The 13,694-nt window shown below is 37.2% G+C and carries 11 protein-coding genes and 2 pseudogenes; 5 read left to right on the forward strand and 8 right to left on the reverse strand.

Annotation, left to right across the window (positions count from 1 at the left end):
• Positions 1-160 precede the first annotated feature (160 nt).
• From FTU34_RS16470 to FTU34_RS18155, 4 genes and pseudogenes are all read left to right on the forward strand, one after another.
• On the forward strand, positions 161-535 hold the full coding sequence (locus tag FTU34_RS16470) for a tetratricopeptide repeat protein (protein ID WP_373686516.1): 375 nt from the start codon (positions 161-163) through the stop codon (positions 533-535).
• A gap of 112 nt (positions 536-647) precedes the next feature.
• Positions 648-931, forward strand: a pseudogene (locus FTU34_RS18150) (RHS domain-containing protein); the annotation flags it as partial.
• Positions 930-1,235, forward strand: a complete 306-nt coding sequence (locus tag FTU34_RS16480) for an IS630 transposase-related protein (protein WP_087547287.1) — start codon at positions 930-932, stop codon at positions 1,233-1,235. The pseudogene FTU34_RS18150 and the gene FTU34_RS16480, both read left to right, overlap by 2 nt.
• A gap of 125 nt (positions 1,236-1,360) precedes the next feature.
• Positions 1,361-1,660 (forward strand): annotated as a pseudogene (locus tag FTU34_RS18155) (transposase); the annotation flags it as partial.
• On the opposite strand, the gene FTU34_RS16490 reads toward FTU34_RS18155, so the two are convergent.
• Together FTU34_RS16490 and FTU34_RS16495 are read right to left on the reverse strand one after the other, a co-directional pair.
• Positions 1,657-1,920, reverse strand: coding sequence for a Txe/YoeB family addiction module toxin (locus FTU34_RS16490; RefSeq protein ID WP_000203952.1), 264 nt, complete (start codon positions 1,918-1,920; stop codon positions 1,657-1,659). The pseudogene FTU34_RS18155 and the gene FTU34_RS16490 sit on opposite strands and share 4 nt — an antisense overlap.
• Positions 1,907-2,170: a type II toxin-antitoxin system Phd/YefM family antitoxin gene (locus FTU34_RS16495; RefSeq protein WP_016658858.1), complete on the reverse strand. Its 264-nt coding sequence runs from the start codon at positions 2,168-2,170 to the stop codon at positions 1,907-1,909. The genes FTU34_RS16490 and FTU34_RS16495 overlap by 14 nt, the downstream gene beginning before the upstream one ends.
• A gap of 642 nt (positions 2,171-2,812) precedes the next feature.
• On the opposite strand from FTU34_RS16495, the gene FTU34_RS16500 reads away from it, so the two are divergent.
• The gene (locus FTU34_RS16500; RefSeq protein WP_180036189.1) at positions 2,813-6,160 is read left to right on the forward strand and encodes a DEAD/DEAH box helicase; all 3,348 of its coding nucleotides are present in this window, start codon (positions 2,813-2,815) and stop codon (positions 6,158-6,160) included.
• 18 nt (positions 6,161-6,178) lie between these two features.
• Here the strand turns inward: FTU34_RS16500 and FTU34_RS16505 are convergent, their stop codons facing one another.
• From FTU34_RS16505 to FTU34_RS16530, 6 genes are all read right to left on the reverse strand, one after another.
• Entirely contained in the window at positions 6,179-7,468 is a 1,290-nt protein-coding gene (locus tag FTU34_RS16505; protein ID WP_180036188.1) for a type II toxin-antitoxin system HipA family toxin, read from the reverse strand.
• Positions 7,465-7,773, reverse strand: coding sequence for a helix-turn-helix transcriptional regulator (locus FTU34_RS16510; protein ID WP_001005874.1), 309 nt, complete (start codon positions 7,771-7,773; stop codon positions 7,465-7,467). The genes FTU34_RS16505 and FTU34_RS16510 overlap by 4 nt, the downstream gene beginning before the upstream one ends.
• Positions 7,774-8,059: 286 nt before the next feature.
• Positions 8,060-10,420 carry a DEAD/DEAH box helicase family protein gene (locus tag FTU34_RS17950; protein WP_001060549.1) on the reverse strand — a complete coding sequence of 787 codons (2,361 nt, stop codon included), beginning with the start codon at positions 10,418-10,420 and terminating at the stop codon, positions 8,060-8,062.
• 324 nt (positions 10,421-10,744) lie between these two features.
• Positions 10,745-12,004: a type II toxin-antitoxin system HipA family toxin gene (locus FTU34_RS16520; RefSeq protein ID WP_180036187.1), complete on the reverse strand. Its 1,260-nt coding sequence runs from the start codon at positions 12,002-12,004 to the stop codon at positions 10,745-10,747.
• Positions 12,005-12,008: 4 nt separating this feature from the next.
• Positions 12,009-12,311 (reverse strand): helix-turn-helix domain-containing protein, encoded by a 303-nt coding sequence (locus FTU34_RS16525; protein WP_111886029.1) that lies wholly within the window; start codon positions 12,309-12,311, stop codon positions 12,009-12,011.
• Between the two features lie 318 nt (positions 12,312-12,629).
• Positions 12,630-12,890 carry a helix-turn-helix domain-containing protein gene (locus tag FTU34_RS16530; RefSeq protein ID WP_180036186.1) on the reverse strand — a complete coding sequence of 87 codons (261 nt, stop codon included), beginning with the start codon at positions 12,888-12,890 and terminating at the stop codon, positions 12,630-12,632.
• Positions 12,891-13,694 lie beyond the last annotated feature (804 nt).

Below are 13,694 nucleotides of genomic sequence, written 5' to 3' on the forward strand. Positions count from 1 at the left end.
GCGACTCATGAGTGCTCGGTTATATGCGGGCCAATTGGTTGTGCGATAGATTTTGTGTGTAGGCTTCTTCATTTGAAAATTATATCGCTGAAAAAGCCTTTACAGATAGGTTTGTGCAACAAAGCCTATACAGGCTAGAAATTGGTTTTTAAAATCTGCAATAAAAAATGATGCTAGTTCGTCTTATAACCTTGGCATTATTTATTTAAATGGGCTGGACGGGAAAGTAGATACTATAGAAGCAGCAAATTGGTTCCAAAAAGCATCAGAGTTAGGACATTTAAATGCAACATATAATTTAGGTATCATGTATTTGAAAGGAGTAGGTGTTAACGAAGACCCTCAAAAAGCATTTAAGTTAATTTCAAATGTGGCACAACAAGGAAATTCTGATGCTCAGTTTACATTAGGTCTGATGTACTACCATGGAGAAGGTGTTGGAAAAGATAAAAAAGCGGCTACCTTTTGGTTAAAGAAATCAACACAACAAGGAAACGTACAAGCAATAGAAATATTAAATGAATTAAAAGAATAAATTTTTAGGATCGTCGGATCCAAAGTGATAACAACGGACACATCACAGGCTAAGGCTGTGATGTATTTGGTTGCTGCCTCTTTAGAAATAGCCAATTAGCACATAGTCTGATTTTATTAAGCTTCTAGAACCCCCTGACTATGCCAATTTCAGCATGAAGAATATTCGGTTTTTAAAGATCCGCTAAGGAAAACGGAAACACGAAAAAATAAAGCTGAATTGGAGCGGGTGCTTTTTTATCACTGTGGCCAAATGGGTACACCACAAACATTGACTAATGAGTTAGGTGAGTGTGTTTGGGAAATTAAGCAGGATACATGGGGCACAGCTTTAGAGATTAAGACTAGTGACAATTTATTAGAGCAAACAAGTATTCGTTTTCAAGGCCAATATTATGGGATATTCAAAAGATTTTAAAGATAAAGTCATAGAAATTATGATTCGAGATGAAATGTCTGTGCGAAAAGCAGCACAGCATTTTAACATCTGTATACAGACGATTCAGAACTGGAAAAAGTCCACTACAAACAAACCTATTCCTGGCCGTCCAGCTAAAATTAGCAGAGAGCAAATATTGAAGGATGTTGAACAATATCCTGATGATTATCAGTATGAGCGAGCTGAACGTTTAGGAGTAAGCACTCATGCGGTATTTAATGCGTTACATGCCGCAGGAATATCGCGTAAAAAAAGACGTTAAAGCATCCTAAAGCAGATCAAAATCAACGTCAGCAATTTCAAAATCTCATAGAGTGTTTAGAAGGGAAATTGCCTCTGATTTACATAGATGAAAGTGGTTTTCAAAGTTAAAGTACCAGAACTCATAGTTATAGCCTTCAAGGAACACGTGCTGAAGGTGAATTTAACTGGCAGTTGAAGAATTGGAGTAATGCGATCGGTGCAATCATTGAAAATAGATTGTTGACAGTTGGTGTGTTTAATTGTTCTGTGAATACAGAAGTATTTGAATGTTGGATTGAACAGGATTTATTACCTAAGTTGAAAGAAAGCAGTGTTTTGATTATGGACAATGCGACCTTTCACAAAGGGAAAAGACTTCAGGAGTTGATACGTTGTGCAGGCCATAAAATACTCTCCCATACTAAGAATAGGGAATATTATTAGTAATGGAACCGACATTGAATAATGGAAATTCGTTCATCCGTCACTTCATAAACTAATCTATGCTTCTCATCAATTCTACGGCTCCAGAATCCTGAAAGATTTGCTTTTAAAGGTTCTGGTTTTCCAGTTCCTTCAAAGGGTGTTCTTTGACATTCTCTGATTAAGGTATTGATACGTTTGAGTATCTTTTTATCCTGTGTTTGCCAATAGATATATTCATCCCAGGCATTTTCAGTCCATTCGACATTACGACTCGTCATCTATAATCAACTCTCTTTGTTTGGTTTTACCTGCGCGTAATTGAGCAATTGATTCGTTTAAACGAGTAGTATTATTTGGAGATGAAAGGAGATACAACGTTTCCATTAAACTGTCGTAATGATCTTGTCCCATTACTACAGCATGACCGCCTTCTTTTCTTGTAATGAAAGCGACATCTGCATCATCAATAACTTTATCTAAAACAGATTTTAAGTTGTTACGTGCGTCTGTATATGTAAATACATGCATATATTTCTCCCTCATAAAGTAAGCTGTGTTAAAACGCTACTGACTAGATGATAGTGATTGAACTTTACAATCTAAAATGTACAGAATTCTGTACATGTTGTCAATTTTGTGTAACAGTTTTATATCAAATAGGCTTTGTTGCATAAAGATTTCATAACTATATGATTTTAAAAGTTTTGATTATTTTTTGATCCAAAATTAAATTTATTTAAATCAGATGCTTACATATTTATACAACAGAGCCGACTGAAGATACTATTAAATTAAAGAAGTCTAATTAGATATTTACAATCTAATAGAGTCTAACAACTTGCTTTAAGCTCTATTAATTTTGCATGGTGTCACGAGGAACCGGGATTTGCTATCAGTTCAATCTGGAATATCTGGCCCCAGTAGTCTGAAGCAATGGGGTCGATGGGCAGGGCTCTGCCTTTGCTGATACCTCAGGCAGCTTAAAAGTATTTACGCCAGCCAATAGAAAAAACACCAAAGTTCACTACCAGATAGCGAGTTATAATTTAAATTTGAGTGAGTTGGGGGGGATGCTTCAAATTATAAATCTTTGTGCAACAAAGCCCTACTATTCTGAAATGACAGCTTTGTCCGTTATAATTGTATAAACATTTTTAGTGTCTGGTAATTATGTCCTCATTGATCAATTTTCTATCTCGCTTTAGTACTGCAACTCTTCAGCGCAGCCTTAGCTATGCTAAACACATTGATAGGAAAACGATTGAGTTCTTTGAGGAAAATGACGATGTCACGATGTATGCCCAAATTGAAGGGACAGATTATTACGATACTGCAATTACCTATAATCTTAAAAAGGACCGTTTAATTGATGACGACTGCACTTGTCCGGTTGGATATAACTGTAAACATGCTGCTGCTTTAGCCAAATTATTTTATCAAGAATATCGAGAAGGATATCTGAAGAGCTATGTTGACTCTCAGTCATCATCTCACACTCAAAAAGATCGGGTTGCAATTAATCAAGCACAACGCTGGTTAAGTGAGTTTAAGCAGTATTTACAACATACCCAGTTAGAGCAGCAAAAGACAACGAGTAATTATTTACTTTATTATTTAGATCAGCCTTTAGGTCTATTCGGGTTAAAACTTGAGGTTCGAAAAGGTAGACGTAATAAAAGTGGGACGATCACAGGTGTCAGTTCTTATACTGAATATGGCAATATTCTAAAAAAACGTCTGTCTTTGCCTGATGGGAAGCGACAATTATTTAATCAAATTTATTATTATGCCAAGCTCAATCAGAATGAGTTTTCTTATGGAAATAGTCTTGATATATCAGGCATTGTTTTAGAGCATTTTAAATCTTTCATTCAGAGTGGTGATGTCTATTGGAAACAAAAAAGTGATGCTCCACTTACATGGTCAGAACAAAGCTATCAGCTTGAATTTTCTTGGCAAAAGAGCATTGAAAAACAGACTGAGCACTTAGATTTTGAGTTGGTCAATGGAAATGTTCGACTCAATTTAAAATCGAATCCACATCTTCAAATTCTTGTAAGTCAGCCACTTTGTTATATCGATATTCACAAGAATACGGTAGGGCAACTCTATAGTGAATATACATCGGATTTACTGTACTACCTTTGGCGGATGCCAGAGATGCCTGCGACGGTTTTGACTGAGTTTGAGCAGCTTACTCATCAATCTACAACGATACATAACTTGCCGAAACCTGGGTTTCTTCAAGAGATTGAAGTCTTACAGGGTAATCCCCAGCCAATTTTACGCTTTGGTGTTTTAGATAAATTTGATTGGAAATGGGAAGAGTCTGTTTGTGCTGAAATTGAATTCTCCTATGCAGGCGGGCGAATTAAAGCAGGTACATCAGGTGACAGTTTCATTGGTGAGCAGCATGACAAAATGGTGCGACAGCTTCGGGACTTAGTTCAGGAACAACAGTCAATCCAGCGTTTACAGCTATTGGTCGAATCACTGAAGTGGGTGAAAGATCTTAGTTATGACCAGCAATTAAAACTGGATAAACAACGTCTCGATTCTATGGTTTTTGCTTTCTATGGGGACTGGATCAAACAGCTGATGCCCATCAATCAAATTGAGTTGATGGGCTGGCAGATAGAGCATCTGGAACACAGCCCCTTTAACCTGCAATATGTTGAAAATTTAAATATTTCTATCACTGAATCTGAAGGCCAGCAGGACTGGTTCAATATCGGGGCGACGGTTCAAGACAGTGCAGGCAATTGTTATAATTTGCTTGATGCGCTCGTAGCTTTGGTGCGAGAAAATCCTGATTTACTTGATCCGCGGACTTTTATTCATCTGCATGACAGTCAAATTTTCACCGTGAAAACTGCAGTTGATCAACCTGATTTGGCGCTATCCGCTAGGGATATTAAGCCGGTATTATTGCATCTGCAGAGCATTTTACAGCAAGAAGAGCGCAGTATTGATCGCTATGATGCGAGTCAATTATTAGAATTGCAGCATAATCTTGGGATGACATGGCAGGTCAGTGATCGCCTGCAGAAATTTGTACATAAATTCAAACAAGGCTATCAGCAACAACTGCCAACACCACAAGGTTTTCAGGGGAAGTTGCGTCTATACCAGCAGCAGGGCTTAGGCTGGTTACAGTTTTTAAGGGAAACCCAGCATGGCGGGATTCTGGCGGATGATATGGGTTTGGGGAAAACAGCACAAACTTTAGCCCATTTACTCATGGAAAAGCAGGCTGGATATTTGCAGGATAGTCCCGCCTTAATTGTTGCACCCACATCGCTGATGCATAACTGGTTCAAAGAAGCGGAGAAATTTACCCCAGAGCTCAAGGTATTGCTGCTACAGGGGCCCGACCGCCATCAGTATTTTGAGCAGATTCCGCACTATGATATTGTGTTAACCACCTATCCGCTTCTGGCGAGAGATGAAGAGCAACTAAAGCAATATGAATATCATCAACTCATTTTGGATGAGGCGCAGAATATCAAAAATCCGCGCGCCAAAGCTGCACAGGTAGTACGGCAATTAACAGCGCGACATCGTCTATGTCTAACCGGTACACCTATGGAAAATCATTTGGGTGAGCTGTGGGCACTATTTTATTTCCTGATGCCAGGATTTTTATATTCACAAGAAATTTTTAATAAAAAGTACCGTCATCCGATTGAAAAGCGCGGTGATGAGCAGTTAAGACAAAAGTTGGTCAACCGGATTAAGCCCTTCATTTTACGTCGCTTGAAAACTGACGTAGCCAAAGAGTTGCCAGAAAAAACCACGATTGAAGTCAATATTGATATGAATGACCAGCAATCCAAGTTATATGAGGCTGTTCGTGCCACGATGCAGGCAAGCATTCAGAAAATTGTGGCAGAAAAAGGCTTTAAACGTAGTCAAATTCAAATTTTAGATGCCTTGCTGAAGCTGCGTCAGGTCTGTTGTCATCCTAGCTTGCTGAAACTGGATTCAGTTAAAACCGGGCAGGCGTATTCTGCCAAACTTGAACAGTTGATGGATATGGTTGTTCCAATGGTGGAAGAGGGACGAAAAATTCTTATTTTCTCTCAGTTTACCTCAATGTTGGAACTGATTGAACAACAGCTCTATCACGCAGAAATTGGCTATGTGAAGCTGACTGGAAAGACCAAAAAGCGAGATGAAGTCATTACTGCATTTCAGTCTGGACAAGTGCCGGTATTTTTAATCAGTCTGAAAGCAGGAGGGGTTGGTCTGAATCTAACTGCCGCAGATACGGTCATTCACTATGATCCATGGTGGAACCCTGCTGCTGAAGATCAAGCTTCAGATCGTGCATGGCGGATTGGACAGGACAAGCCGGTATTTGTGTATAAGCTGATTACCAATAAAAGCATAGAAGAAAAAATTATTGCCTTGCAGCAGAATAAAGCAGAACTGGCACAGTCTATTCTAAGCACAGATCATGAGGGAGAAGCGAAACTGACGGAAAATGATGTGATGAAATTGTTTGAGAAATTTTAGCTTGGTTACAGGTTTCCTCTAATCATCTGTAAGTATCTGAAAGTCTGGATGCAATTTTTTCCAATGTTCTCTTAATTTTTCTTTATGAGCGGAAATCATAGGTAAGTCTAGTAATAGCGCTGGCCATAATGATCGAGCATTATCCAGAATATCGTGAAGTTGCTTCTCGATGATACGCCATGGAACGCCGACTTTTTCTGCCCATTGCTTAAAATGCTTCATCTCAGCTAAATACCAATCTTTATTTTTGGCAAGATTTAATGCGAAATGATGCTCATTTTCAATATATACACTAGTCATTAATATATCGTATGCGGGTGATAATCTTGGTGCACTTTTATCGTAATAAATCATACTCCAGTTCTTTAAGTGTGCATCTCCATTGGCGAGTAAAATATTTATGAGTAAACGGCTGGCAAATTGCTGAATATCAATAATTTTGTTATCTGAAAATTGATAAATGATCTTTCCTATCTGCTCATAATTTGTGGTGCTGTATTTCTGATGTGGATATGCGCCGAAGATCTGAGCAAAATCTTCGATGTGAATAAGCTCTGTAGTATCAGCAGTACTCTGTCTATCAAATCTTTTGATTGCGAAAGCATATTGCTCTTGGGGTAAATTTAATGGTGGAAGGTCTTGTAAAAGGGTCATATCCACCAAGCGAATCTCAGGGACATCTATTCCGACCGTTTTAGCAAGGGTCATCATAGAATATTCATTTAGCGGAACAAAAGCATGTCCGGAAGAAGGAGTTTTTATAATCCAGTCCCCGAGTAGAGCCGTTTCCGTTGCCTGTGCTAGTGTAAAACGCCCATCTTTGGCTTTCATGGAAAACTTCATTTGGACGCCAGCCAAGGAAAACTTATTATCTGTTCGAATCTCTTGCTTTAAAATTTGATCTGGATTCGAGATCTGCAGTTTGAATTTTATTTCATCTGGAATTTCTTCTGGATCTAATGGAGTCGCAATGAGTGCTCCAGGTAAATCATGACCTAAAGCTGCCAATAACTGAAATTCATTGTCTATATGTACTTTGAGGCTTTGTGCAATCAGTTCACGTAATGCACCTTCTGGTAGCAAGTTTGATAGCAAGGGGTGTAAGCGCTGATGTGTAACATAGGTCTTTTCTAAAATTTTATCCGCTTGAGGATACAAGGGGGAAGTCAGCAGGCTCAAGGTCGGGCGTTGCTGATCAGAGCGGAAAGAATCTGTAAAAACCAGAATATTTTTTCCGCTCTGAAATCCTGCCAAGTATCCAACGATACCGTGATGTAATGTTAATTTCAGGACGGCAACAGTATTCATGGTTCCTCTCCTCCGAGAAGACCTTTCCATGGGTTAGTCATTAAGTCATCCTGATCTTCAATAGTGACTTTAATTTCATCATTCAATAATTGTCTGATCAAATGAACCTTATCATCAGGGATGAGCATCAGTTGAGCATTTAATCCTGCCGCTATAATTTCTAAGGTCTCTAATCGAGGGTTGCCCTGACTTTCCAGTTTTTGGTACTGCTGTCTTGAAATGCCTGTACGGGATTGCATATCAACTTGCTTTAAGCCCAATTGGGTTCGTCTTTTTTTGATTTGCTGAAGTAAAGACTCATTCATTGTAGACACATTTATTGCTTTTTAGTGTTATAAGAAACATATTAGTTTCTTTTTTCTTGAAAAGCAATTTATGATTTTATCATTTCGATCTGCAAAACAGCCTTAGCTACGTAGTGATCTGAAATGACTCTGAAAATACAGTTAAAATTTGCATTCGGACCCGCATCCTTTGTGATGGCCAGTTATTTTGATGCCAAGGAGACCCACACATTTAGAATTTTAAAAGCGGCTTTACGTTTAATTATCTTATGGATTGAAAATTGGGGTAGTGTCAATAGATCTAAAATTATAAAACGATATTATTGTGTGATTGTTCTACAATATAGCCTAGAGCTTTATAACTTTTACTCCTTCTCTGAAACATTTTGACAAATATCGGATGGTTAACATCAACATAATCATATACCTGAACTTCAAATTTACCTTCATTTGATCTATGAATACGCCCAACATATTGAGCCAAAGTGCCTTTCCATGAAATCGGGAATGCCAAGAACAAGGTATCTAAACGAGGAAGATCAAAACCTTCACCAATGTATTTTCCCGTGGCAATCACAACATGAGCATCATCTAAATTTTGTTTTTCTTTTATGTTTTTTGTATGGCTCATACCTCCCTGTAAAATAGATGTTTTATACCCTAAATCATTCAACTTATTTCTAAGATTTTCGGCATGTTTTCTACGTTCAGTTAAAATTAACGGGATCTGACCATTTTGAATACAATGAGAGACATCTTTAATAATGGCATTATTACGTTCTGTATCTTCAGTAAGATGTTGCATCAGCTTTGAAATATGTGGTTTATTTTCGGTACCAAAGAAAATTTCTGGGAATTCACCTTCATAATTTACTTTTATTAATAATTTTTTAAGCTGGGTGTGATTGTTGGATTTTGCTTTGTATACAATAGAACCAGCTTGCATGAAAATAATGGGTTGATGCCCATCTTGACGTTCTGGTGTAGCAGTTAACCCGAGAATGTAGTAGGGACTGACTTCACTGAGAAGAAATTCATAGCTTGGTGCGGATAAATGGTGGCATTCATCTACGATAATTTGTCCGTAATTAAAGGCGATAGGTTTGATTGAATTATTTACACGGTTGATTAGACTTTGATATGTTGCAATGTCAATTTGATTAGATGGTTTGGCTTTTCCACCTTGTATTGTACCAATTTCGACATCGGCTAAAAATGAATGTAATCGTTCTTTCCATTGAGAAACAAGTTCTTTGTTATGAACAATAATGAGTGTATTTGTTTGGCGTTTGGCAATGATAGAGATTGCAGTAACAGTTTTTCCAAAAGCCGTTGGTGCATGTAGAACTCCAACATCGTGTTCAAGGATTTTTTTACATGCCATTTCCTGTTCAGAGGATAATTCGGTAAGTAGATTTATATTGACTAATATGTTGCCTTTAGTACGTTGATCTTTTAGTTTTATTTTAGTATCTTGTTGATTAAGCAAGTGAATTATATCTGTTAGGCATCCTCGTGGTAAACTGAGATATTGTCCTTCAAGGCGGGCACAGCATATGTGTCTTGGAATTCCTGTCGTTGAAAAACGCATTGCTTGTGCTTTAAAAAAACGAGGGTTGGAGAAAGTGGCTAATCTTTTTAATTGAGCTATCAATTGAGAGGGTAATGTCTGAATTGGAATGTGAATCATATTTGCGAATACCAATTCAATAGCGTCTGGACATCCCGCGATCTTTTGATTTTTTTTAGGAATATTTTTTACCCATGGAGCCTCATGGTCAACATCTGTTTGATTCTGTTCGATGAAATTGTAGCCTAGTTCATTCACAATATTATTAACTTCAGAAGAACTCATTAATTCAGTTTGTTGTAAAACAGTCCATGGGTCAGTAAAGGCATTAAAGTTACTGTCAATAAAGGTACTATTTCCTAGCGCTCTTGCGTGCTTTTGTAAGGGTAATGCTATTAAATTTCCAAATCCGCCTGCTGGCATGTGATCTTGATTTGGAAACATACGATCATAAGATTCAAAATCTAGAGCTGGATAAAGTTCCATGGCCTTATCTAGAATACCTGCACCCATTAAGCGAGCTTGCTTAGCTGCAATTGGTTCAGAGAAAAATATCCAAACATGTGCGCCATTACCTGAACGAGAGCGCTCAACCAAAAATGGTATATTTAAAGATAAGCACGCTTCAGAAAATGCAGTTACACAATTTTTCCAATCTGATTTATCAAAATCTACTGCGAGTAACCTACATTGATCTGTTGCTAATAGTGGGTAAATGCCTATAACTTTCTGTCCAGTTAAATGAGAATAAAGAACTTCTTGTGTGATGGGTAATAGTTGACGGCTTTTACAGTCTGAACATTTAATTTGAGGTTTGTAACAAATGCCATGTTTCCACTCATTTGCACAAGCAACAGAATAACCAGATTTTCCACTGCTATTTTCCCAACGATAAGCAAAGGTATCAGTTCGTCCAATAAACCTTTGAGAAAATAATAAAAGTCTTTCTTCTGCTGATAAATAATTCTTATTTTTTTCTTCAAGCGATATAAGTTTTTCTTTTTCTTGATAAAGGCTTTGATATTCATTTTGTAATAATGTGATTTGGTCTAAAATTTGCTGTAATCTAACTGCAATTTCTTTTAACTTATTATTCACTGATTTTTCCTAAAACACAGCTATTACTGTCCTAATATCAAATCTTAAATTAAAGAATTACAATATAATAAATTACCCCAACCTTGGCAAGGTCACCGAGATTTATACCATTAAATGACGTTATTTGTAAGTATATGATTTAATTAGTAAGATGTGGTTTTTGGTGGGCTAAAATTTAGATCATTTAATGTTGTTTTGGTCACTTTATTTTAGATATTTTAGTTTATAAAAGTCACCTATGTTTTGATACTGATTTTCATGAGAAATAACAACAGTATATAATTTAATATAATGACTATTAATCCTCATGAAAATGTTTTATATTCAATTCAATAAATGAATATTATGCTCAATCCTATTTTGGATCATTTGGAGAGTCTCTGCTTGAATTTGTCCAGGTAATAGATCATGAGCGATATTGCTGAATCGGATTGCAACCTTACAAATAGAGCCAATAATTTCATCGACTTCTTGAGCAGAAAGTTCTGCTTCCTGAGTACCAAGTTTTACAAGAGCTTGTCGAGGAATATCCAGTGCCTCACCCATGATATCCATTTGATGATATCCACCTGGCCCTTCACAGAAAGTAACATCATAGGCAGGGGCGAGTTTCCATTGCCCATTTTGGGACATCAGAAATGAAAAGTTTTTGCAATGATCATCTCGATTATTGAAGACTACATTGAAAACAGCTCGCTTGAATGCAATTGCTTTTTCGCGAACATCATTGGTGCAAAAGTGTGCAGCGCGAAGAAAGTTACTGTAGTCTAAACTCCCTGGTGATTTAAAATCAGCTCCGGTAAAGGCAGCTAAACTTTGCATAGGGATACGCATGCCATCGTGGCGGTCAAATCTTTTTGATGCAAATGCAGTTAATCCATTCGGAAGACTAAAATATTGGGTGTCAGGGGTATCAATATCACAATGACGCAAACATTCTGCATAAACAGCTTCAATTGCACAAACTTCAGGATGCTCTTGCTGAGCGGGAAATTTGATCAACCAGGCTTCATGTTGATGTGAGCTAACTGTTGAGAATTCGTTGGTGACAGGATCACGATAGACGAGTGCTTTTGGCCTTGCACCTTGTGGTGATCCACCCATAACTAATAAATGCTGTAAAAATTCAGCACCTTCTCCTTTGAGAACTTCCTGGACTTCTTGAGCGAGTTTAAGCAGTGGAATATTTTCAGGTAATGCTAACTCAGGTGCTGAAGGTTCAAAGGATAATGCCCCCATCGCATGTGTATTAATATACGTGAGTCTTTCTAATGGCCCAATCCGTGCTGGATTGAGTCCATTTTTTTTAAATAAGCGATCCATAAGGAGCATGCCCCAGCCATCGGGTAGGGCATCATATATAGGACCTGGCAATCCCATTTGATGTGCAGGAAAATTCGTTCTTAATGGGTCACCTTTTAACGGAAGTAGGTAAGAGGAAAGTTCTAAACCTTTACTGATCGCTTCTGCACTGTATTCAAAGGCGATTAATGGTCGACCTGTGATTGCGGTTGAGGAGACCAGTGTACCCCAAAGCCAATATTCACCCCATCCATTGTAGTAAACATTAAGTTTTTTGAGCATGGATTTATTTCCTTTTGATACGTTGGCGAGCCGTATTGCTCTCATAGCGGAGAATGTCATCTACACTGTTTAAATGAGGTTTAAAGAGTTCCTCTAATTCTTTTAATCGACCCAGTACCATGGCAACGCGTACTAAATTTTCAAATGAAACATTTCGACCAGCTTCCAAATTAGATACTGTATTTACACCAATACCAGCACGTGTAGCGACGTCTGCCTGAGTCATTTCCAGATAAAGTCGTTCCTTACGAAGCCTTTCACATAATAAAGTAACAACTTCTTCAGGTTTTTTGAATATTAAATCCATAATATTGGGTCTTATGTCTATATATGTGTATTAAACCACAAAATAATGGAGTTATAAAATAAACCGACTTAGTCGGTAAGGAGGGTACTTTATTGGCCTGATTAGATCCTATTAGATTAAAGAAGTCTAATTAGACATTTACAATCTAATAGAGTCTAACAACTTGCTTTAAGCTCAATCAGTTTCGCGTGGTGTCGCGAGGAACCGTGATTTGCTATCAGTTCAATCTGGAATATCTGACACAAGTGGTCTGGAGTAATGAGGTCGATGGGCAGCTCTTTGCCTTTCTTGATACCTTATTCAGTACCGATTTACAATTTATTCATCATCTTCCGCAAACATTGCTTCAATTTCATCCCAGTGCGGAAATTTATACTTGTTTTTATTCACTTCAAATTGCAGGCCTACTGCATTAAGTATAGATTCAAATATGCTAAATGAGCCTGTAAAGTGGCCATTTTCTATCTCTGAAATTGTTGTTTTATTAACGTTCGTTTTTTCTGAAAGATTTTTCTGTGTATAGCCCAGAGCTTTTCTTGCCAAACGTATTTCTTTACCTATTTCTTCTCTTGAAGCCATATCAATTCTAACCCTAGAAATTTGTTCGCTATATAGCAAACTTTTATAGTGATTTTTGAATACCTTTGAAATTATAGGGTTCGATTTTGCCTTAAATTATTTGAATAGAGCTCATATGTGTATAGGATTTTTAATCCTTTAGAATTAGGCTAGCCTGTCTCTTGATGTAAAATCAATAATACTTGGACATCTATTCTTGTTTTATCTGGACATTTTTTTCTGCTTTAGGGTTAAATGAAACTACACAAAGATGTGGAACTTTGATTAAAGAACAGGCGTGGAACAGTAAAATTCAACAAAAAAGCCGTTCCAGTGTGCTGTTTACTGGAACGGCTTTAGTTAAGATATTGATAATTATAGGAAAATTCAAGAATTTCGTATAACGCGTATTATGTTAATTTTAGGAAAACTTACAGAATGTATAAGTTAAAGATTATTGTTTGGGTGATTCTCATCTTAGTAATCTTATGGGGAATACAATGGATGTTTCATGGCTTTCCAACAGGAAATTAGAGCCATACATTGATGATTTCATATAATCCATACTATGTTAATTTTAGAATAGTTAAGAAATTAGGATAATTTCTCAGATTCGAACCTAAATAATTATGATAAATTTGCCACAAAGAAAAAACCTAAATATAAAACTATGGTAAGCGTCCGCTGAACACACCTTATGAATTCATCCTATAAGCCTTAATTTAGTCCCCACTTAGAAACAAGTGGGGACTTAAATTTATGACTACAAATCATCAGACATCCATCGCATCTCTTGCGAAAAAACGAAGAACATACAGTGCTGAA

This window comes from Acinetobacter sp. YH12094 (assembly GCF_013419295.1).
GTDB lineage: Bacteria > Pseudomonadota > Gammaproteobacteria > Pseudomonadales > Moraxellaceae > Acinetobacter > Acinetobacter amyesii.

Excerpts from the sequence above, each read along its gene's own strand:
- FTU34_RS16490 (WP_000203952.1), bottom strand. The coding sequence starts at position 1,920 with ATGACGAGTCGTAATGTCGAATGGACTGAAAATGCCTGGGATGAATAT.
- FTU34_RS16495 (WP_016658858.1), bottom strand. The coding sequence starts at position 2,170 with ATGCATGTATTTACATATACAGACGCACGTAACAACTTAAAATCTGTT.
- FTU34_RS16510 (WP_001005874.1), bottom strand. The coding sequence starts at position 7,773 with ATGAATGAGTCTTTACTTCAGCAAATCAAAAAAAGACGAACCCAATTG.
- FTU34_RS16500 (WP_180036189.1), top strand. The coding sequence starts at position 2,813 with ATGTCCTCATTGATCAATTTTCTATCTCGCTTTAGTACTGCAACTCTT.
- FTU34_RS16525 (WP_111886029.1), bottom strand. The coding sequence starts at position 12,311 with ATGGATTTAATATTCAAAAAACCTGAAGAAGTTGTTACTTTATTATGT.
- FTU34_RS16480 (WP_087547287.1), top strand. The coding sequence starts at position 930 with ATGGGATATTCAAAAGATTTTAAAGATAAAGTCATAGAAATTATGATT.
- FTU34_RS16505 (WP_180036188.1), bottom strand. The coding sequence starts at position 7,468 with ATGAATACTGTTGCCGTCCTGAAATTAACATTACATCACGGTATCGTT.
- FTU34_RS16520 (WP_180036187.1), bottom strand. The coding sequence starts at position 12,004 with ATGCTCAAAAAACTTAATGTTTACTACAATGGATGGGGTGAATATTGG.
- FTU34_RS16530 (WP_180036186.1), bottom strand. The coding sequence starts at position 12,890 with ATGGCTTCAAGAGAAGAAATAGGTAAAGAAATACGTTTGGCAAGAAAA.